Genomic DNA, 20,429 nt, shown 5'->3' with positions numbered 1-20,429 from the left:
AGCAATTAAATCAATACCGAAAATGAGGGTGCTGTGTTTTTTTTTACAAATATTCCCAAGCGCTATGGTAAAGACCTAAATCCTCTGAATATTTTATAAAGTTGGTATAGAAATCTGCCTTTGCTAAAGTGGAACTATCGCCGATTATGATTAATTTTTTTCTTGCGCGGGTCATGGCCACATTCATGCGTCGGGTGTCGGATAAGAATCCTATTTCTGCGCGGGTATTGCTCCGGGTTAAACTTATATACACCACATCGCGCTCCTGCCCTTGAAAACTATCGATGGTATTCACATCGATGTACGTTAAAAAAGGCTTTAGTTCATCCGATTGACTGAGCAATTCTTTCAAGAGAAGAACTTGCTGCTTGTACGGCGATATAACCGCAATGCTTGGGAAATGCGCTAGTTTTTTAACGCTTAATTCTTCCACAAAGGTGATAAGTTGCTTGATTAGAAAACTTGCCTCATCAGGATTGATGGTGCTAGTTCCATCCTGTTTTTCATCGAAGCTACAGCCAGCCGTGTCAATGAAAGATAATGCGGTATCGTTGCTAAATAGTAAGTGGTTGGCTACTGTTTCGTGTGCCTTTAGTTTATTTTGGTAAAATACCGAAGAAGAATATTGCATGATGTGTTGATGCATGCGATATTGTTGTTCGAGTAAAATTACCGATTCAGGATGTTTTAAAACCGATTTTTCTAATAAGGTAAGACTCAATCCGCCTTTTGCTGCTTCATTGGATTTAATGGTAGGCGATAATTGACAATGGTCGCCGGCCAAAATAAGTTTTTCGGCTTTCAATATCGGAATCCAGCAGGCAGGTTCCAATGCTTGTCCGGCTTCATCTATCACAATGGTTTCGTACTTGAGGTGACGTACCGTATGATGATTCGCCCCCACTAAAGTAGCGGTAATTACCTGCGCCTGACCAAATAAATGCTCGGAAATGTACTGCTCTTGTTTTTCTACTTCTCGTCCGATTTTATGCGCTTCGGCAAATAAGGCTTTGCGTTGCTCGCGCTCAGCCTTTCCAAAACTGCGCTTGTATTTATGGGCCATGTTTTTAAATTCATTGGCCTGTTTCTTTAATGCTTTAATGGTTTTCATATCGGGATGATTAACCATTTTATGCTCCAATGTTGCCGCATTTAAGCGTTCAGAAACGCGTGCTGGATTTCCCACGCGTAGCACGTTTAAACCACCTATGGCTAATTTTTCAGTCAATAAATCCACAGCTGTATTGCTTGGTGCTACAACCAGTATTTTTTGATTGCTGTGCTTTGCTAAGGATTGTATTGCATGCACCAAGGTGGTGGTTTTTCCTGTTCCTGGAGGACCGTGAATAATGGCAAGATGATCTGCGGAAACAATTTTATTGACCGCTAATTGTTGCGCATCATTTAAAGAATTAGGAAGGATAAACTTTTCTTCTTTGCGGAAAGATGGTTTAACGTCCTTTGTTAAAATATTGATTAAGGTGTTTTCAGCAGGATTATCAGCCATTACAAGTGCTTGTTTAAGGGCGTTTTGCATTTCCTGGTAACTGTTGTTATCAAACAATAAATCAACCCCTAATTTCCCTTCACTAGCCCAATCCGGAAGTTCGTCAACCCGGAGGCTTATTTTCATTTTATTGGCGCTTTGATGGGTTATTATTCCTTCCAAACGATCGTTCTTTGAATCGTAATTAGAAAATAAAACAACAGAGGACCCAAATCTAAATTGATGCGAAAAATCGGTGTGTGTAGTTCGCTCCAATTCTACTGAAAGATAATCGCCCCGACCGATTTCGGTATTGCGAATAGCAATCGGATACCATGTTAAGCCCAGTGCTCTCCTATCGGCAGCTGCGGTATGTTCCGTAAGTTTTAAATAAGATGCTAAATCTTCTTTTCGCTCGATTTCTATTAAATCTTGAAGCTTTTTAAAATATTCTTTTGGCAATGAAAATAGGTTTAATAGAAAGGAAAGTTAAAGGACTAAATCGTGATAAAGTTTGTTGAGTGTTTCTTGTGCATCGCGGCACAAACCCGGGTGTACTTTAGAGCATTGTACTACTGTACTACGGGTGGCGGTTAGCCATCTGAAGCGCGAGGCTTGGTCGTATGCACCAATAGGGCCTGAATCCTTTTCTCCACTGGTAATTCGCTGAAAAGCACACAAATTATCTCGAAGCTCCTGAATGTCGGTAGTAGGCGCAAAAGCCTTAATTCTAGCCTCATCTAAATGAAATAAGGTTTGTAAGAATTTCTGCTTCGAACAAAACAAAATAACACCGACATTTAAAAACTCTTCACGCTCTACCTTTGGCACTACGCGAATAACGGCATACTCAAATAATGTTCTTTCTTGCATCTTCTGCTACTTTTAAAAAATTAGTGGAATGTGCTAAGCGAACCGATAAAAACGCAGTATACGCTTTACGGTATTCATCCGGAGAACTAAAAATACTTTCATCCTTCAGCCAAACATCTGGAATAAGGTTGACTATTGCTTGTAATTTTTCGGGCGTTAAAATAGCGGTAAATTCTTGGTGCACTTGTTCAAGTTCGGTTGCCCACGGCAATAAAACATGGTCTTTTACCAATGTGAAAGGCTTTGCTGCTTGCTCCTCCCAGTTATGCCAGGTATGATGGAAATACAAGGCCGCACCATGGTCAATTATCCATAGTTCTTTATGCCACATGAGCATATTAGTGTTGCGGCAGGTACGGTCTAAGTTTGTTAAAAAACAATCTAGCCAAACAATTTGCGACGCAAGTTTGCCATCTATTGTAGAAACAGCTGGATCAAAAGTGATTGCGCCTGCTAAATAGTGTACAGCCAAATTTAAACCAACGCTTGCTTTTAATAAGTCTTGAATTTCTTCATCTGGTTCGGTTCTTCCAAAAGCCTCATCTAAATTTGCAAAAACCAATTCTGGTACGCGTAAACCAAGTAAACGAGCAATTTCACATCCCAAAAGTTCTGCAATTAAAGCCCTTGTACCTTGTCCGGCACCATAAAATTTTAAAACATATAAGAAATCGTCATCCGCTTCGGCAATAGCAGGCAAGGAACCTCCTTCGCGCAAAGGCATTACGTATCGCGTAACATTGACTGTTCTTAATTTCGGAACAAATACATCCATAAGCTATCGATAAGTCTTTTAGGTTAAAAAGACTTTTGAAATTTTATGCAAATTTAGGAGAATTATGCCAATTAATGCACTCCTTGGCGTATTCATTCCATAGAGGTCAATCGTGTCCTATAAACGCATTGCCTTCAGGTGTCATAGAGGCAGACCATTGAATGGATTCGCGATGAATGACAATATATCCCATTTTTTCTAATTCTTCGTATTCTTCTTCCATTCCACCTAAAATAGAGGAACTCACTTGTTGATTGATAGTCTCTAAAAGTGTTAAAATTCGTGATCTTTCCATAGCATTTAGTTCTTAAATTTTATCTTAAATTTACTAAAAATCAATTAGTTAAATATTTAAAATGTTATATTGTTTGCTGGTATAGCTTAAATCAACCATGTTTGATTAAATTCTGCAATAAAAACCAACCTCGTTATATGCATATTTTCTAAATTATTGTAGTTTTATATATGGTATTAGCCTGTTAAATACGACCACATAAAATATGTTTTGAAATTATTTAAAGAGAATAATTTTTTTTTTAAAAATATATTATTTGTATGATTTGATTTGTAATATGTTTATTATCAAAGTGTTGATTGGTTTTTTGCTTGAAAATAACTGAGTTAGTTTATCATTTTTAAGTAAAAGAAATGTTAAACATGTTGGATTTTTAAAAACTAACTCTATATTTGTCCTCGAGAGCGTTAATTTAGATACGGGTATATGGCTTAGGCTGTATGCCCGTTTTTTATTTCATCACCTTTTTTAGCTTATCTACTACCCTTTCTAAACTGATCTTTGACTATCCGATATCATTAGAAAGATTCAAACCAATATCATTCTGGAGAGATTCTAAAGACAAGTACTGGTAGTGGACAACTTCTGATGGATTTATATTTGGAGCCTTATTTGAAAATCAATGAACACATGATCTAACGCATGTTCGCTTAAGCCATTTTCGAAATCAATTTTATAGCTGAATTTAAATAAATAGGTTAAATCGTATTTCATCCCCATTTCTTTAAATAAGTGGCGGTTGGCGGCAGCTAAATCATTTTCGCTATCGGCGTTGATGACTGCAACAGGTATTAGTCCATAAACCTCCAGAATGATATTTTTGCAATGCATGTTGTTGCAAGAGTAACTCATTCTTGGAATTAAAAATAAAAACAGATAAAGCACGATGTAATTCTCCCCTTTCATGAGCTTCCATTTTTTCCATCAAACCCCACGGAGAATCATTTTCGTCTACTAAAATCACGTACTCTGTCATGTTCGGTCTTATTCAATTTCTGTGTACACAAAAATACTTTAAATCATTCCAATTTTAGGTAATTCAATAAATGCCTTATTTGTGTATAGCTAGTTTACAGTTTGCCGCCTCATGCTGGTTCTATAAATAGATTGACACGTATAAAGCTTGCCTCGGTTATATTAAATTCGATGCTTTTGTAGGATTTATAATGAAATTGAACTAAGGTTATGTATCGGACTTTAAGTGTTTGCAACAGGTTTTTGTCATGCAAGTATATGCTTTGTGAAAATAGTTCTAGAGTAAGTATATTGAATAAGCTAAAATCAAGTTTTACCTTATCATTTAGTGCTATTACATCGGTTTGGTGTTCAAAATCCTTGATTATCCAGTTAAACCATCGAAATAAATAGTTATTAGGTAGTAGCGGGTATTCAATCCTGCAAAAGAAATCAACCTCGTGTTATTTTTATTCAATTTAGGAATGTGATAGATTTACAATTTAAATCAGTAATTACGATATTGAGGACATATAAAGTTTACAAAAAAATGTAAGTGTCCATTTGAGTTCATTAACAATAATTATCTATATTAGCGCAAACTAAATTTAAACTTCAATCAACTGAACCAAGTAGCCCAAATGCCTATCCGTACTTCTTTTAGTAGAAAAATAAAACATAACGTCTTTAAATGAACCATTTTTTTAAGATTAATATAATTGATTGATTTTTTTTGATTAAAAATCAGGATTGACCAAAAAAAAAATATACGAAAACTGATGAATGTATAAATTTTGTTGTTAGATATTAAACTAAAGAAACAATTTTATCAACTTTAGGATATTTCTATTTTGATAATCTATTTCTTCCTCGTATTTTCCCTTTACTAAAACTAAACCTTAATGCCGATAAATTGTATTGCTATTGATGATGATCCACATTCTTTAGAAAGCCTGAAAGATTACCTTACCACATTGCCAAATTTATCATTGGTGGATAGCTATTCAGAGCCTTTGAAAGCTCTTGAAGCGATCAGAGACAGTAATCAGTTGGATATTGTTTTTCTGGATATTGAGATGCCATCTATTTCGGGAATAGAATTGGCAACACTCATCCGGCCCAAAACTAAATATTTGATTTTTACAACCGCGCACCCCCGTTATGCGATTGATGCCTTTAAAGTAAATGCCGATGCTTATTTGCTCAAGCCATATTCGATCATGCATTTCAAAAAAACCATCCATAATTTATACCCAACTACGCCAGAAACCATCAACCCACTTCTTATTTTTGATCAATCTTTTTTTGAACTTCACACGGATAGAAAGGAAGAAAGCCTTAAAAAAATAGAAGCTGAAAACTTTATTGTTGTAGAAAATGCGGAAGATAACGTCCTATTTCTGACAACTCAAACGTGTTATCAAGCAGGAAAAGAGAAGTTTAAGGAAGTGCAAGAAATCCTAACGAATCTTGAAGCCTTTATTCAAATTAACGATTCGACTATCATTGCAAAAAATCATCTAAAAAATCTTTTAGGAAGCCGATTAACATTATCTAATGGATCATCTTACCTTGTTTCAAGTGGATATTTAGCTAGTTTAATTGACTTTTTGAATCAAAATAGCCAAAACAATACACCATTGAATTAAGCGTTCTTATTAAAGAAAATTAATTATTAATAAGTTATATTACTAATATTTTTAGCGTATATTTGCTAATAAAATTAGATTTTTAATGTTGTACGCTATAGTCGATATAGAAACCACTGGAGGGTATGCAGCTGCTAACGGTATTACCGAAGTGGCCATTAGTATCCATGATGGATTAGAAGTTGTGGAATCTTTTAATACGCTTATTAATCCTCAACGCGCTATTCCACAATATATTACTGCTTTAACAGGGATTGATGATGAGATGGTTCAAGATGCACCCACGTTTTCGGATGTTGCTTTACAAATTTATCAACTTCTTCATAACAAAGTATTCGTAGCGCATAATGTTAATTTCGATTTTTCATTTTTAAAACATCACCTCTCTTACGCAGGATATGAATTGAGTTGTAAAAAACTCTGTACCGTTCGTTTGAGCCGTAAACTGATTCCGGGAAAAGCCTCTTACAGCTTGGGGAAGCTCTGCCATGAACTAAATATTCCGATTAATAATCGTCACCGTGCGCAAGGCGATGCTGATGCCACAAGTATCCTATTTAATCGACTTCAAGAAACCGACCAGGAAGGGGTTATTGCAGAAATGCTTAAGAAAAACTCCAAGGAACAAGTGCTCCCTCCTAACCTCGATAAAAAAGTTATTGCACAAATTCCCATGCAACCAGGGGTTTATTATTTTAAAGATAACAAGGGCAAGATTATCTACGTTGGGAAGGCTAAGAATCTACGCAAACGCGTGTTAGGTCATTTTAGCGGAAATACGCCGGTTAAACAACGACAAGATTTTTTGCGTCTTATTCATCACATTGATTACGTGGTTTGTGGAACCGAGTTAATGGCCCTTATTCTAGAAGCCAACGAAATTAAGCGGCTCTGGCCTGAAAGTAATCGCGCCATGAAACGCTACGAATACAAGTACGATTTATATGTTTTTGAAGACCAAAACGGCTATTTGCGTCTTGCAATTGATAAGCATCAAAAAAATAATAAGGCTTTACAAAGTTTTTCGAGCATTAGCGCGGGATACAATTTTTTAAATCATCTGATAGAAAAATATCAATTGTGTGCCAAACTTTGCTATCTCCAAAAAAGCAATGTAAAATGTGTTGCACACGAAAGTGGAGAATGCTTTGGTGCTTGTAGTAAAATTGAAACGGTTTCTGTTTACAATAAACGCTTAAAAAAAGCCCTGGAAGATATTCAAAACATGCAGCCCAGTTTTGCGCTAGTAGACGATGGACGTAAAGACGAAGAAGTAAGCTGTTTATTGGTTGAGAATGGTAAGTTTTATGGTATGGGATATTTTCCAAATAAAGCGCAGTTGACAGAGAATCCCGTAATTTTAAAAGATAAGCTAGAAACATATCAATCAAATAGTTATATTGTAAATTTAATTATGAATCACGTGGAGCAATATCCGCAAAAGAGGTTTCAATTATAAATAATTAAAATGTATACGCGATGATAAAATCAGCTTGGATAAATCTTCCAGTTCAGGATATTCAAAAATCGAAGGAGTTTTTTACTAAAATTGGCTTTCGGCTCAATGCAAATTACGGATCTAATAATGATTCTGCTTGTTTTTTAATAGGTGAAGGAAATTTTGTACTGATGCTCTTTACCATACCTCTTTTTGAAAGTTTTGTATCAACTAAAAACATCGATACCGCTAGTGGTGTTGAATATTTGCTTTCCTTTGATGCTGAAAGTCCGGAAGAAGTGGATGAAATAGCCCAAAAAGTAAAAGATGCCGGTGGTACGTTATATGCAGAACCTGGCTATAAAGATGGTTGGATGTACGGTTGTGGTTTCTGCGACTTAGATGGTCACCGTTGGAATATACTCTACATGGATTTTACTAAAAATAAATAATATGAAAGATGAACCAGTGGTGGTAACACACGATGCATCCCCAGAAAGAATTTGGAAAGCTTTAACACAAAATGATGAGTTGAAGCAATGGTATTTTCAGTTGGAAGATTTTAAACCCGAAGTTGGGTTTAAGTTTCAATTTAGCGGTGGTCCGGATGATGGACCACAATATTTACATTTGTGCGAAATTAAAGAAGTTCTTGAGAACGAGAAAATAACCTATTCTTGGGTATACGAAGGCAATGAAGGGTATTCGGAAGTGAGCTGGGAATTGAGTCCGCTTGGCGATAAAACAAAGCTAACATTGACGCATACAGGAATCGATAGCTTTGCCAGTGGAGGTAGTGATTTCGGTAAGTCGAGCTTCAACGCAGGTTGGACTTATTTTGTTAACGAAGCACTTGGCGGTTATTTAGAAAAAAACGACCTAGCTTAAAATAGCAGAGCACCCATATAAAAGGAAGTTATGTCTATTTCATTTCTCCCGATTTAACATGGATGCCTTTCATTAAATTTCTTCTAAGGCTTGCCTAATGCAGGCGTAAATGTAATCTAAATCCTCATCTGAAATGACATATGGAGGCAAAATATAGATGATGTTTCCTAGGGGACGCAATATGATTCCTTTAGTTAAGAAGAAGTTATACAGTAAGTTACGAAGATTGCTTAAATAAGATGTTTCATTGCCTGTCTCCCACTCAATGGCAATGATGGTACCCGTTTGACGAATATCTTTCACTTTCGGATGCCCTGCGATTTCTTTGAAAAACGCTTGATGCTTGGCTTCGATCCGCTTGATATTTTGAATAGTTTTCTCTTCGAGTAAAATATCCAAACTGGCTAGAGATGCCGCACATGCAATTGGATTTGCGGTAAAGGAATGACCGTGATAAAGGGTTTTTAGTTTATCATCGCTTAGAAAAGCATTGTATATTTCGTTGCTACAAGTGGTTACGCCTAATGGCATGGTGCCACCCGTAATGCCTTTGCTTAAGCAATAAATATCGGGCTTGTTTTCTAATTTTTCGCATGCAAAATAAGTTCCAGTACGTCCAAAACCAGTCATTACCTCATCTGCGATGGTTAGAATGTCATTTTCTTTACAGGTTTGAATGAGTATATTTAGTTGGTTTGCCTCGTACATTAACATACCGCCCGAACCTAAAATGAGCGGTTCAAAAATGAAGCAGGCCGCTTCTCCCCTTAATGCTGCAATTTGGGTGACTATTTTTTGAACATTTTCTTCATTTGGTAGATCAATAAAAACAACATCAAATAACAGGGAATTGAATGCATCTGTAAAAATACTTCGTCCACTCACGCTCATGGCTCCAAATGTATCTCCATGATAGGCGTTTTTAAAGGCTATGATTTTAGTTTTAGGCGTTCCTTTGTTGTCCCAATATTGTAAGCACATTTTTAACGCAACCTCTACGGCTGTGGAACCATTATCAGTGTAAAATACTTTTTCTTGTTTGCCAGGCAACAGAGGAAGTAATCTTTCAGCTAATAAAACGGCTGGTTCATGTGTAAAGCCTGCGAAAATAACATGTTCCAAGGTGTTTAACTGTTCGGATACTTTTTTGGCTATATGCGGATGGGCATGCCCATGAATATTGACCCACCACGATGAAACTGCATCGATGTACTTTGTGCCTTGTTCGTCAAAAACATACACGCCTTCACCTTTCACAATAGGTATGTGAGGTAAGGCATTTTTCATTTGCGTATATGGATGCCATATAACAGCTTCATCGCGTTCTTGAAGAGAAGACATATTTTTTATAATTTGTTAATTTATTGTTATTTAAGAGTCTTATTTAAATGTATTCTTTAGTATTGAGGCAACCGTTTTATCGGTTTTAAAAGTGATTTCATTGATGTTTAACGTTTGAATATCTACCCAACGGAAAGCCTGTAAGATTTCTCCTGTTGTATCAAAATCATATATTTTAGTTTTAAAATTGATTGGTAGTGGTTCCAGTTCTTTAACTAGGTAATAAACACTAATAACTTGGCTATCGTTAAACGATGATTTTTCATAAAAATCTGTCGTATAGAAATGGCTAATAATTTCCACTTCGGCGTTGCATTCTTCTAAGAATTCGCGTTTTAATCCATCAATCAAACCTTCGCCAAGTTCTAAACCACCGCCAGGGAATTTGCTAAACCGGAAACCGTATTCTTCTTCATCGCTTACCAATACCTCATTTTTTTGATTGATTAGTAAACCGTAAACCCGAACATTAAAGTAGCTCATTTTCGAAGTGTTTTTTATTTTTTATGACAATTTCAGGAGTCCAAATAATTTCAGTTTTGAAAGGTTCTGATCTTACTGCGCATTCGCTCATTTTACAATAGTGACAACATTCTGGTAAACATGGATCGGCATGAATGAACATTTCTGCCTGACGAACACCATTGGCATTGATTAGCTCGCCAATTTGCGAGATTTCTTTATGCACTTTATTTAAGTCGAAATAATATGGCAATGTCACGTGACAATCAATATGAAACTCAAATCCATATTGTTGCGTGCGTAAATTATGTACATCAATCCAGGGATTATGCCTGTTGTTTTGCAAAACAGTAACCACCTCTTCTACCAATGTAAAATCACTTTCATCCATTAATCCGGCAACAGAGCCACGTGTTAAGGAATATCCGGAATAGATAATATACAAGCCTACAGCCACGGAAATGATACTATCTAACCAAAGGATGTTAGTTGCTTGGATGAGAATTAAGCCCAAAATAATGGCTCCACTGGTGTATGTATCTGTCAGTAAATGTTTGCCATCGGCAACCAAAGTAACCGAGTGTTGCGCTTTACCCACACGGATGAGATATATACCAACAAAAAAATTGATCAAACCAGAAAGGCCTATAATCAGGGTTCCCATCAATAAGTTGCCTATTTGATGTGGATAAATGATGTTGTAAATGGATTTACAAATAATGATTATACCTGCAATTAAAATTAGTATGCCTTCAACAAAGGCAGAGAAATATTCTACCTTACCATGCCCGTAGGGATGATTTTCGTCTTTGGGCTGCGTGCTTAGGTAAACACTGTAGAAAGCAAATGTTCCGGCAATAACATTAATGATGCTCTCAGCGGCATCTGTTAAAACTGCATTCGATTCAGTCAAAAAATAAGCAGAGAATTTAGCAAGCATCAATATAACACTCACCAATAATGAAATAATAATTGCTCTTTTTTTTACTGGCACGGCTTTTAATTTTTGCAAATTTACGCTTATACTATAAATTTAATGAGAAAAAAGATGCTTTTTTAGTGCAGAATAATATTTGGTTTATATATTTGCGTTCAAAGTAATTAACCATGAGCATCTTATCAGACCGTATCAACAACCTTTCAGAATCTGCAACCCTAAAAATGACTAAATTAGGTCGCGAATTAGCATCGAAAGGCATTAATGTAATTAGCTTAAGCGTAGGCGAGCCAGACTTTAACACTCCAGAACATGTAAAAAATGCTGCAAAAAAGGCATTAGATGACAATTTTACGCGCTATTCTCCTGTTCCAGGATATCCAGATTTGCGTCAAGCAATTGTGAATAAACTTAAAACTGAAAATAATTTGGATTACGATGTATCGCAAATCGTGGTTTCAACAGGCGCTAAGCAATCGCTATCCAATGTTATTTTGACCTTAATTAATCCAGGTGATGAAGTCATTATTCCTACTCCGTATTGGGTTTCATACTCAGAAATGGTAACACTTGCTGAGGGGAAATCGGTTTTCATTGATACCGATATTGAGAGCGATTTCAAAATCACACCTGAGCAATTAGAAGCTGCGATTACACCGCGCACGAAGCTATTTATGTTTTCATCGCCTTGCAACCCAACAGGTTCGGTATACAGCAAAGCTGAATTAGCTGCTTTGGTTAAGGTGTTTGAAAAATATCCGAATATTTTCATCTTATCGGATGAGATTTATGAGCACATTAATTTTGTCGATCAACATGAATCAATTGCACAATTTGATAGCGTAAAAGAGCGTGTAATAATTGTGAATGGCTTTTCTAAAGCTTTTGCCATGACTGGATGGCGTTTAGGATACATTGCTGCGAGTAAAGAAATTGCTGCTGCTAACGATAAATTACAAGGGCAAACTACTTCTGGTACTTGTTCTATTGCACAACGTGCAGGAATTGTTGCTTACGAGCAAGGTTTGGCAAGTGTATTAGAAATGAAAGAGGCTTTCCTGCGTCGTAGAGAATTGGTGTATAACTTGTTAAATGAAATTCCGGGTGTGAAAACTAATTTACCGGATGGTGCATTCTATTTCTTCCCTGAAATTAGTTCGTTCTTCGGGAAAAAAGATGAAAATGGAAATGTAATTAAAGATTCATCTGATTTGGCATTGTACTTATTAAACGTAGGACACGTAGCAACCGTGGGTGGCGATTCATTCGGAAATAACAATTATATCCGTTTATCGTATGCGGCATCGGATGAGAGCTTGAAAGAAGCCTTAAGAAGAATTAAAGATGCATTGGCTAAATTAGCTTAACCATCTTTTAAAACATAAAAAAACTCGCTAATATCCTTAGCGAGTTTTTTTATGTCTATGAAATCTATTCTAGGCGATTTCTTCTTTCAATTTCGTGTTCTCAGGGCGACCATTTTTAAAGGCCTCACGTGTTTTTAAACCTAAGAGCTCAAACATAGCCATATCGTCTACAAAAGCAGGATTAGGCGTCGTTAATAGCTTGTCGCCAGCAAAGATTGAACTTGCTCCCGCCATAAAGCAGAAGGCTTGTTCAAGCGTGCTCATTTCGTTTCTACCAGCCGATAAACGCACCACAGAATTTGGCATAACGATGCGTGCTGTTGCAATCATGCGTACCATGTCCCAAATTGGAATACGCGGTTGATTTTCAAGTGGCGTACCTTTTACCGGAACCAATGCATTAACCGGCACCGATTCAGGGTGTTTATCCATGTTGGCTAATGTTTGCAACATCGAAACACGATCTTCAACGGTTTCACCTAAGCCGATAATACCACCGCTACAAACCGTTAATTTTGCTTTACGAGCGTTTTTAATGGTGTTTAAACGATCATCGTAGGTACGGGTGGAAATAATGCGCTTATAATCGTCTTCTGATGTGTCTAAATTATGGTTATAGGCAAATAAACCAGCATCAGCTAAGCGTTGTGCTTGGTTTTCAGTAAGCATACCCAAGGTACAACACACTTCCATATCCATTTCGTTTACAGCCTTTACCATTTCAATAATGCGATCAAAATCGCGGTTATCGCGTACTTCGCGCCAAGCAGCGCCCATGCACAAACGTGATGCTCCGCCCTCTTTTGCCTTTACGGCTGCACTTACTACAGCTCCTACTTGCATTAAGGGCTGAACTTCTAAATCGGTGTGATAACGTGCTGCTTGTGGACAGTATGAACAATCCTCGGCACATCCTCCGGTTTTAATAGAAATTAATGAACTAATTTGAACTTCGTTATAATCTTTATTTGCTCTGTGTACCGAAGCAGCTTCATACACCAAATCTAAAAAGGGTCTGTTGTATATTTCGTAAATTTCTTCTTTGCTCCAGTCGTGTCGTGTCGTTTGCATGTTGTTTAATGAATCTTTTGTTAAAAAATCCTCCATAGGAATTTCTCTCTTCACATTTATTTTTTACAATAATAATTTGCTGGCTAACCCTAATATGAGGAGGAAACCAAAAACGTCTGTAAAAGTAGTAATAATAATAGATGATGCAATGGCTGGATCAATTCCAACGCGCTTTAAAATTAATGGAATCCCTGCCCCCGTAATACCAGCAATGACTAAGTTGCCTGTCATGGCCAAGAAAATAACCAATCCAAGCATGGCATTCGCATCAAATAGCCAAGCAAAAATAAATACGATAAAGCCGTTGGTTGCACCATTGATTAAACCTACTGTAAATTCTTTTAAAACGGTTCTATAGGCTTGATTGTCACTTAAATCGTATAAGGAAATACGTCTTACCGTTACCGCTAAGGCTTGTGTAGCTGCATTTCCACCCATACCCGCAATAATGGTCATGTATGCTGCTAAAGCAGGAATTAACTTAATGGTTGGATCGAAATACCTTACCACACTCGAGGCAAAAAATGCCGTTGCTAAATTAATAACCAGCCAAGGTAAACGCGATTTAACCGCTTCAAGCCAGTTACCACTTAATTCCTCGTCTTCCGAAACCCCTGAAATCTTTAAGATATCTTCCGTGCTTTCTTCTTCCATTACATCGATAACATCATCAAACGTTACCCGACCCAATAATTTATGGTGTTTATCAATAACGGGGATACTGGTTAAGTTGTACTGAGAAATTAAATTGGCTACCTCCTCTTGGTCGGTGTTTGGATACACATAAACAGCATCCATTTTGACCAATTCAGTGATTTTAGCATTATGTTTGGCCTTAATGATATCTTTTAACGAAACTACGCCTTTAAAAACAGCATGATCATCCACGACATAAATGGTATAAAATTCTTCCATTTCTTCGCTTTGGCGGATAATTTCATCAATGGCATCTTTTTTATACAAATTAATGTTTACACAGATGATATCGGTGTTCATCAAACCACCGGCCGTTTTCTCGTCGTAGGTTAAAAGATTCCGGATGTTTGACGCATCTTCTTCATTTAAATCCTGAAGAATTTCATTTTGTTCATGATCTTCTAATTGCGAGATAATATCTGTGGCGTCATCATAATCAAGCTCCTCTACAATTTCTGCACGTTTATCGGGATGAAGTTGGAAAAGTAAATCCTCCGGGTGCGATTCCTCATCCATCTCAGAAATGATTTCAGAAGCGATTTCGGCTGGGAGAATATTAATGATATGTTGTTGTTCATTCTTGTTTAAACGTTCAAAAAGAATAGCAATCTCAGAGGCATGATACTCCCTTAAAACCTCTTTTAAAGATTCATCCCCCGCTGTTATGGCGTTTTTAACTTTTAGTACGTCGCTTTTATCGATCTCAAATGATTGCATTCGTTTTAAATTTAGGTTGGGTATTTGGGATGAAAAAGATGATCTCTTAATGGACTGCTAAAGGTATTGATTTTTTACTAATTAATCCCCCGTGGTATTGCTACGGTGCCTTTTACTTGAACCAACCACGTCGCATAAAGAACAGTACTTGAACAATTACAATCACAATCATCAGTATCCAGGTGTATACATACCCGTGTTCCATATACAGTTCGGGCATGTTGTCCTTCAGTATTTTACCGGTTACCGGATCCTCTCGACTAAAGTTCATTCCGTATATTCCCGCAATAAAGGTTAAGGGAATAAAAATGGATGAGATAATGGTGAGTACCTTCATGATTTCATTCATCCGGTTGCTCACAATATTCAAGTTCATATCAATATTTGCAGCAGCAATCTCTTTTAAAGATTCAATAAAATCTATGATCTGAATACAATGATCGTAGGCATCTTTCAGGTATGTTTTGGTTAGATTGCTAATGAGTGCATTTTCGCTTCTCAAGAGGTCGTTTAGCTTATCCCGTTCAGGCCAGGCTACTTTTCGAATCTGAATTAAATACCGCTTAATCGTTTGCGTATCGTACATGATGTGCTTATCGGGTTTTTCAAATAAGCGATCTTCAATAGCATCCAACTCCTCGCCCCAAAAATTGAGTAGCGCGAAATAGCTATCAACAATGACATCCATAATGGCATACATTAAATAACTGCTTTTTCCTGGGCGGATATTGCCCTTTCCGAGTTCCAACCGTTTTCTAACGGGATCAAAGCAATCGTCGTAGTTTTCTTGTATACTGAATAAACAATTTTTGGTCAAAATAAATGAAATTTGCTCGTTGCAAAGTTCGTTATCTGTCCCTAAGTATAAATGCCTGCTTACGGCAAATAGATAATCATCAGCATCGTATTCATCCATTTTTGGACGCTGATAAGAGCTGGTAATATCTTCTAAAACTAAAGGGCTTACTTTTAGTTTTTTAGCTAAGTTTTCAAATAGTTTCGGGTCGCCAAGTCCTTTAATATCAAACCAATACGTAAAATTGGGATCGCTGATAATTTTATCGAGCTGATCTAAATTGGATAATTCCTCCTTACGATAGGCATTTTCGTTATAGGTATGAAGCGTAATAATGGGTTTAAGTGCATTATCGTCAATGATATATGCTCCCGGACTTGTGCCCGGATGCGGTACATTGTAATGCTTGCGCTTGTGACGAGCCTTGTTTTTTGCCATGCTTACAAATATAATCGAGCCTGTGGACCTTGGTTGAACAATAAATCTACAATGCTTAGATTGGGTAAAAATTGATGTCTATCTTCAAAAACTTGAAAATAAGGTTTATTGTTTACACGATCTTCTACTTTTTTTGGATTCATCATCCCTCGAAAATCTAAATCGGATGACAGGGAATCAGTATAATCGGTAGTTACTTTTATCTCTGTGGTCATTTTCATTTTTTTTGTCAGCCATTGCAGCAACTCCATGTTGTAATCAAACAGAAAATCAAACTTCTTGGTGAAGAAAGGATTTAGTTCATCTTCATAATACTCAAAATAGGCCGATCGGCGATAACAGCTTTCTAAACTTAACCAATGTAAACGTTGCCAATTATAATCGTAACTAATGCGAACATCTTTAAGTACGGTATGATTCTTAGAGCCTTTTACCACAGGAACTGTAATGTCTAATTTCCCGTTTGGCGAATAAATAGAGGCTCTATTGCGATAGGTTTGTTTTGGCATGTGCTCGTATTTTTCTAACAAAAATTGATCGCCGAGTGATTGCATTAAACTAAAATAACCCACCGGTGGAAGATAAAATAACGGAAGTATAGCGGTATTTTGCATTTGAAAATTTATGTTTGTAGTCGGAACCTAATTAAAAATAGTGAATAAATAAAGAATTTGCGAATAGCGCTGTTCTTACCTTTGCAGATAAAACGCTAAAACCGCTAATTTCTGCAAGATTACTACATTATCTTAAAAGGTTTAAATTTTATTTTACACAAAAAGGTTAATAGCGCATTCCATTGGTGTTTGATGATCACAAAGACACTTTGCGGGTGCTTATTAACTACATTTCGCGTATAAAAACATTGTTTAAAACGGGAAAAATACAATAAACTGAATGAACGCTTCTGTAGCTGTTGTTATATTAAATTGGAACGGGAAAAGATATTTAGAGCAGTTTTTGCCCGGTATTTTGCTTTCGAAATACAATAATTTACAAATTGTGGTGGGTGATAACGCTTCCACGGATGATTCTGTAGCATTTCTACGTAACAATTTTCCATCGGTGAAAATTATTCAAAATGACATTAATTACGGTTTTGCGGGTGGCTATAATAAAGTTTTAGCACAAGTAGAAGCCGATTATTTCATTTTGCTAAACTCAGATGTTGAAGTGACGCCGAATTGGATTCAGCCAGTAATCGATTTAATGGAGAGTGATGCTCAAATTGCGGCAGCTCAACCGAAAATTAAATGGTATAGCGATAAAAGTCAGTTTGAATATGCAGGCGCTGCGGGTGGGTATTTAGATCGGTTTAGTTTTCCTTTTTGTCGCGGCCGAATTTTTAATGTGTACGAACAGGATAATGGTCAGTACAATCATTCAGAAGAAGTTTTCTGGGCCAGTGGAGCCGCTTTTTTCATCAAAAGTGCTTATTGGAGAGAGGTTGGCGGTTTAGATGCTGATTTGTTTGCGCACATGGAAGAAATTGATTTGTGCTGGCGTTTAAAAAACCTAGATTATAAAGTGATGTATTGCCCTGATGCGGAAGTTTACCATGTAGGCGGCGGTACTTTACAAACAGAAAATCCCTTTAAAACGTATCTGAATTTTAGGAATAATCTGATTATCATGCAGAAGAACCTACCTGCTGCGGATGCCGTTTTCAGGATTTTTATACGCATGTGTATCGATTTTGTAGCCTGGTGGCATTTTTTACTCAGTGGAAAACCTGCCTTTACTGCTTCGGTAAGTAAAGGACATTGGCATTTTTTAACAGCGCTTTTTAAAACGGCTAAAAAAAGAACCAGTAAACAAAAAGCCTACTTCCAACATACCGGCGTTTACAGCAACAGCGTTGTATGGGCCTTCTTTATTAAAAAGATTAAATATTTCTCCGACTTGAAATAATTGGTCGGTTTTAACACGTTTTCAAATTCGTGTCAAAACCGTACTGATCGGAGTTTACTAGTTATGTTGAAGTCGTTAGCTTTTGAGTAATAAACTTTCGAGTGCTAAGCGATATCCGTGAATACCAAAGCCGGTTAATACCCCCTGGCAATTCTTTCCGGTTAAGGAAACGTGACGGTATTCTTCTCTTGCATAAATATTCGAAATATGCACTTCAACAACCGGTGTTTTAATCGCAGCAATGGCATCGGCAATAGCTACTGAAGTATGCGTATACCCTCCTGCATTTAAAATAATTCCATCATAGCTAAAACCAACTTCATGTAATTTATTGATTAACTCGCCTTCAACATTGCTTTGAAAATACTCAATTTCAACGATGGAATATACCTCACGAAGCTCTTTAATGTACGTTTCAATACTGGTATTGCCATAAATAGAGGGCTCTCTAACGCCTAGTAAATTTAAATTGGGTCCATTAATAATTTGTATTTTCATGCTGAATAGTTCGATTAAATTGTTGTAACGTTGCAATGTTATAAAAAATCTTAAATAAACCATGCTTTGGCAAACATATATTAAAGGATTTAAAGATTATTTGAAGTTAGAAAAATCGCTGTCAGTAAATTCTATTGATGCGTATCTGTCTGATATTGAAAAACTTGTGCAATACTTTTTGTCTATAAATGCCAAGCCTACGCTTGCAAGTGTTTCTATTCAAGACATTCGGAAATTCCTCTCCTGGCTCAACGAATTGGGGATGGTGGCCAGTACCCAAGCACGTGTTATTTCTGGATTAAAAGCTTTTTTTTCTTTTTTAATTTTAGAAGAAGTCGTTGTCAACAATCCCTTAGCTTTAATTGAATCACCAAAATTGAGTAGAAAGCTGCCCGACACATTAAATATTCATGAAATAAACGGCTTAATTGATGCGATAGACGCCTCTAAGCCCGAGGGGATGCGCAATAAGGCTATTATTGAAACCTTGTATGGCTGCGGTTTGCGGGTAAGCGAACTAACCGAATTAAAGATATCCAACATTTTTCCGCAGATACAGTTTGTTAAAATTATGGGTAAAGGCAATAAAGAACGTCTGGTACCGATTGGAAGCGTGGCGTTAAAAATGATTGATATTTATCTGACGCAGGTGCGGGTACATGTTAAAGTCAAAAAAGGAAATGAGGATTATGTTTTCTTGAATCGCTTTGGGGCTAAGCTATCGCGGGTTTCCATCTTCACACTGATTAAAAGCCTTGCGGAGCAATCAGGCTCAAAGAAGACCATTAGTCCGCATACATTGCGTCATTCTTTTGCAACGCATTTAATTGAAGGAGGCGCCGATTTACGCGCAGTACAAGAAATGTTGGGTCATGCCAGTATTACCACAACAGAAATTTATACCCATATCGACCGCGAATACCTACATGAAGTAATTACGCAGTTCCATCCCCGCTCGTAATTATCTACAGGCTTTTATCATGCGGTCTTTCCCATTAATATCTTTTCTTAATTCAATGTTTTTAAATCCTTTAAGATTCAGCATATCAATCATATCTTTAGCTAAATATTCGTTTATCTCGAAGTATAAAACACCATCTGGTTTTAAAGATTCAAGCGCCAGATCAGTGATCGCTATGTAAAAAACTAAAGGGTGATAATCTTCTACAAACAAAGCTAAATGAGGCTCAAAACTGAGCACATTTTGATGCATCTGTTCTTTTTCTAAATTCCTGATATACGGTGGGTTACTAACGATTATATCAAATTTACCTTTAGATTTGTATGTCAAAATATCGGCATGAATAAAATTGACTTCGGTCTGTAATTTTGCTGCATTTTGTTGTGCAATAGAAAGGGCATCTTCCGAAATATCCATGGAAGCTATTTGCGCAAATGGTAAATTCTTTTTTAAAGCAATTGGAATGCAACCTGAACCGGTTCCAACGTCAAGGATGGCTAAATCTGCTGGTACAGAAAGCTTGTAATCGGTCAAAATCCAATCTACTAACTCTTCTGTTTCTGGACGTGGAATTAACACATTCTTATTTACCTTAAAGATTAATTGGTAGAAATGCGCTTCTCCTAAAATATGCTGTATGGGCTCCCCTGTTTTCAATGCGTCTATGAGCTTTGTCAGTTGTACTTTTTGGTTGTCAGAAAGCTCCACATCGCTTTTTAGGCGTTGTGCTATGGGAGATAAATTCAACAAGGTTTCAATTGCTAAGCTGTAAATGGCTTGAATTTCATCAAGCGCGTAAAGGTGATTCAGCTCCAATTCGAATTGCTTTTTAAAAGCCAAAAGTGTCATACGGCAAATTTACCGAATTAATACCGTAAC

At 36.8% G+C, this 20,429-nt stretch carries 21 protein-coding genes; 7 read left to right on the top strand and 14 right to left on the bottom strand.

Going from position 1 to position 20,429, the window contains the following annotated elements; genetic code table 11:
- Positions 1–43: 43 nt before the first annotated feature.
- The 5 genes from ACJVDK_RS04790 to ACJVDK_RS04770 all read right to left on the bottom strand — a co-directional run bounded on the left by ACJVDK_RS04790 (position 44) and on the right by ACJVDK_RS04770 (position 4,281).
- Positions 44–1,948, bottom strand: coding sequence for an AAA domain-containing protein (locus ACJVDK_RS04790; protein WP_443939156.1), 1,905 nt, complete (start codon positions 1,946–1,948; stop codon positions 44–46).
- 27 nt (positions 1,949–1,975) lie between these two features.
- Complete coding sequence (locus ACJVDK_RS04785; protein WP_443939155.1) at positions 1,976–2,359, bottom strand: DUF3037 domain-containing protein; 384 nt, start codon at positions 2,357–2,359, stop codon at positions 1,976–1,978.
- Positions 2,337–3,134, bottom strand: coding sequence for a HipA family kinase (locus tag ACJVDK_RS04780; RefSeq protein ID WP_443939154.1), 798 nt, complete (start codon positions 3,132–3,134; stop codon positions 2,337–2,339). Before ACJVDK_RS04780 ends, ACJVDK_RS04785 begins: the two co-directional genes overlap by 23 nt.
- A 106-nt stretch (positions 3,135–3,240) precedes the next feature.
- Positions 3,241–3,429 (bottom strand): hypothetical protein, encoded by a 189-nt coding sequence (locus ACJVDK_RS04775; RefSeq protein ID WP_443939153.1) that lies wholly within the window; start codon positions 3,427–3,429, stop codon positions 3,241–3,243.
- 594 nt (positions 3,430–4,023) lie between these two features.
- Positions 4,024–4,281 (bottom strand): hypothetical protein, encoded by a 258-nt coding sequence (locus ACJVDK_RS04770; RefSeq protein WP_443939152.1) that lies wholly within the window; start codon positions 4,279–4,281, stop codon positions 4,024–4,026.
- A gap of 1,004 nt (positions 4,282–5,285) precedes the next feature.
- Between ACJVDK_RS04770 and ACJVDK_RS04765 the strand changes: the two genes are divergently transcribed.
- The 4 genes from ACJVDK_RS04765 to ACJVDK_RS04750 all read left to right on the top strand — a co-directional run bounded on the left by ACJVDK_RS04765 (position 5,286) and on the right by ACJVDK_RS04750 (position 8,358).
- Entirely contained in the window at positions 5,286–6,032 is a 747-nt protein-coding gene (locus ACJVDK_RS04765) for a LytR/AlgR family response regulator transcription factor (protein WP_443939151.1), read from the top strand.
- An 85-nt stretch (positions 6,033–6,117) separates the two neighbouring features.
- Positions 6,118–7,491 carry an exonuclease domain-containing protein gene (locus tag ACJVDK_RS04760; RefSeq protein ID WP_443939150.1) on the top strand — a complete coding sequence of 458 codons (1,374 nt, stop codon included), beginning with the start codon at positions 6,118–6,120 and terminating at the stop codon, positions 7,489–7,491.
- Between the two features lie 20 nt (positions 7,492–7,511).
- Positions 7,512–7,922, top strand: coding sequence for a VOC family protein (locus tag ACJVDK_RS04755; protein ID WP_443939149.1), 411 nt, complete (start codon positions 7,512–7,514; stop codon positions 7,920–7,922).
- 1 nt (position 7,923) lies between these two features.
- Positions 7,924–8,358 carry an SRPBCC family protein gene (locus ACJVDK_RS04750; RefSeq protein WP_443939148.1) on the top strand — a complete coding sequence of 145 codons (435 nt, stop codon included), beginning with the start codon at positions 7,924–7,926 and terminating at the stop codon, positions 8,356–8,358.
- Positions 8,359–8,430: 72 nt separating this feature from the next.
- Here ACJVDK_RS04750 and bioA read toward each other — a convergent pair whose 3' ends face one another.
- The 3 genes from bioA to ACJVDK_RS04735 are packed head-to-tail and all read right to left on the bottom strand — an operon-like array spanning position 8,431 to position 11,155.
- The gene (gene bioA, locus ACJVDK_RS04745) at positions 8,431–9,699 is read right to left on the bottom strand and encodes an adenosylmethionine--8-amino-7-oxononanoate transaminase (protein WP_443939147.1); all 1,269 of its coding nucleotides are present in this window, start codon (positions 9,697–9,699) and stop codon (positions 8,431–8,433) included.
- A 39-nt stretch (positions 9,700–9,738) separates the two neighbouring features.
- Entirely contained in the window at positions 9,739–10,182 is a 444-nt protein-coding gene (locus ACJVDK_RS04740; RefSeq protein WP_443939146.1) for an NUDIX domain-containing protein, read from the bottom strand.
- Positions 10,169–11,155: a cation diffusion facilitator family transporter gene (locus ACJVDK_RS04735; protein WP_443939145.1), complete on the bottom strand. Its 987-nt coding sequence runs from the start codon at positions 11,153–11,155 to the stop codon at positions 10,169–10,171. The genes ACJVDK_RS04740 and ACJVDK_RS04735 overlap by 14 nt, the downstream gene beginning before the upstream one ends.
- 113 nt (positions 11,156–11,268) lie before the next feature.
- Here ACJVDK_RS04735 and ACJVDK_RS04730 point away from each other — a divergent pair, with 113 nt between their 5' ends.
- Positions 11,269–12,465 carry a pyridoxal phosphate-dependent aminotransferase gene (locus ACJVDK_RS04730; protein WP_443939144.1) on the top strand — a complete coding sequence of 399 codons (1,197 nt, stop codon included), beginning with the start codon at positions 11,269–11,271 and terminating at the stop codon, positions 12,463–12,465.
- A gap of 69 nt (positions 12,466–12,534) precedes the next feature.
- Here the strand turns inward: ACJVDK_RS04730 and bioB are convergent, their stop codons facing one another.
- The 4 genes from bioB to ACJVDK_RS04710 form a co-directional block, all read right to left on the bottom strand.
- Positions 12,535–13,536 (bottom strand): biotin synthase BioB, encoded by a 1,002-nt coding sequence (bioB, locus tag ACJVDK_RS04725; protein ID WP_443939143.1) that lies wholly within the window; start codon positions 13,534–13,536, stop codon positions 12,535–12,537.
- 63 nt (positions 13,537–13,599) lie between these two features.
- Positions 13,600–14,949: a magnesium transporter gene (gene mgtE / locus ACJVDK_RS04720; protein WP_443939142.1), complete on the bottom strand. Its 1,350-nt coding sequence runs from the start codon at positions 14,947–14,949 to the stop codon at positions 13,600–13,602.
- A 112-nt stretch (positions 14,950–15,061) separates the two neighbouring features.
- Positions 15,062–16,183: a magnesium/cobalt transporter CorA gene (gene corA / locus ACJVDK_RS04715; RefSeq protein ID WP_443939141.1), complete on the bottom strand. Its 1,122-nt coding sequence runs from the start codon at positions 16,181–16,183 to the stop codon at positions 15,062–15,064.
- Between the two features lie 2 nt (positions 16,184–16,185).
- Positions 16,186–16,797, bottom strand: coding sequence for a WbqC family protein (locus tag ACJVDK_RS04710; protein WP_443939140.1), 612 nt, complete (start codon positions 16,795–16,797; stop codon positions 16,186–16,188).
- A 280-nt stretch (positions 16,798–17,077) separates the two neighbouring features.
- Between ACJVDK_RS04710 and ACJVDK_RS04705 the strand changes: the two genes are divergently transcribed.
- Positions 17,078–18,091, top strand: a complete 1,014-nt coding sequence (locus ACJVDK_RS04705; protein WP_443939139.1) for a glycosyltransferase family 2 protein — start codon at positions 17,078–17,080, stop codon at positions 18,089–18,091.
- Positions 18,092–18,166: 75 nt separating this feature from the next.
- On the opposite strand, the gene aroQ is transcribed toward ACJVDK_RS04705, so the two are convergent.
- On the bottom strand, positions 18,167–18,589 hold the full coding sequence (aroQ, locus tag ACJVDK_RS04700) for a type II 3-dehydroquinate dehydratase (RefSeq protein ID WP_443939138.1): 423 nt from the start codon (positions 18,587–18,589) through the stop codon (positions 18,167–18,169).
- Positions 18,590–18,650: 61 nt separating this feature from the next.
- On the opposite strand from aroQ, the gene xerD reads away from it, so the two are divergent.
- Positions 18,651–19,550, top strand: a complete 900-nt coding sequence (gene xerD / locus ACJVDK_RS04695; protein ID WP_443939137.1) for a site-specific tyrosine recombinase XerD — start codon at positions 18,651–18,653, stop codon at positions 19,548–19,550.
- On the opposite strand, the gene prmC is transcribed toward xerD, so the two are convergent.
- Entirely contained in the window at positions 19,551–20,399 is an 849-nt protein-coding gene (prmC, locus tag ACJVDK_RS04690) for a peptide chain release factor N(5)-glutamine methyltransferase (RefSeq protein ID WP_443939136.1), read from the bottom strand.
- Positions 20,400–20,429: the final 30 nt, after the last annotated feature.

Origin of the sequence: Pedobacter paludisoli (assembly GCF_052344095.1) — a bacterium.
Classification (GTDB): Bacteria; Bacteroidota; Bacteroidia; order Sphingobacteriales; family Sphingobacteriaceae; genus Pedobacter.
The sequence above is the reverse complement of the archived record's forward strand: the minus strand, read 5'-3'. Positions and strand labels throughout refer to the sequence as shown.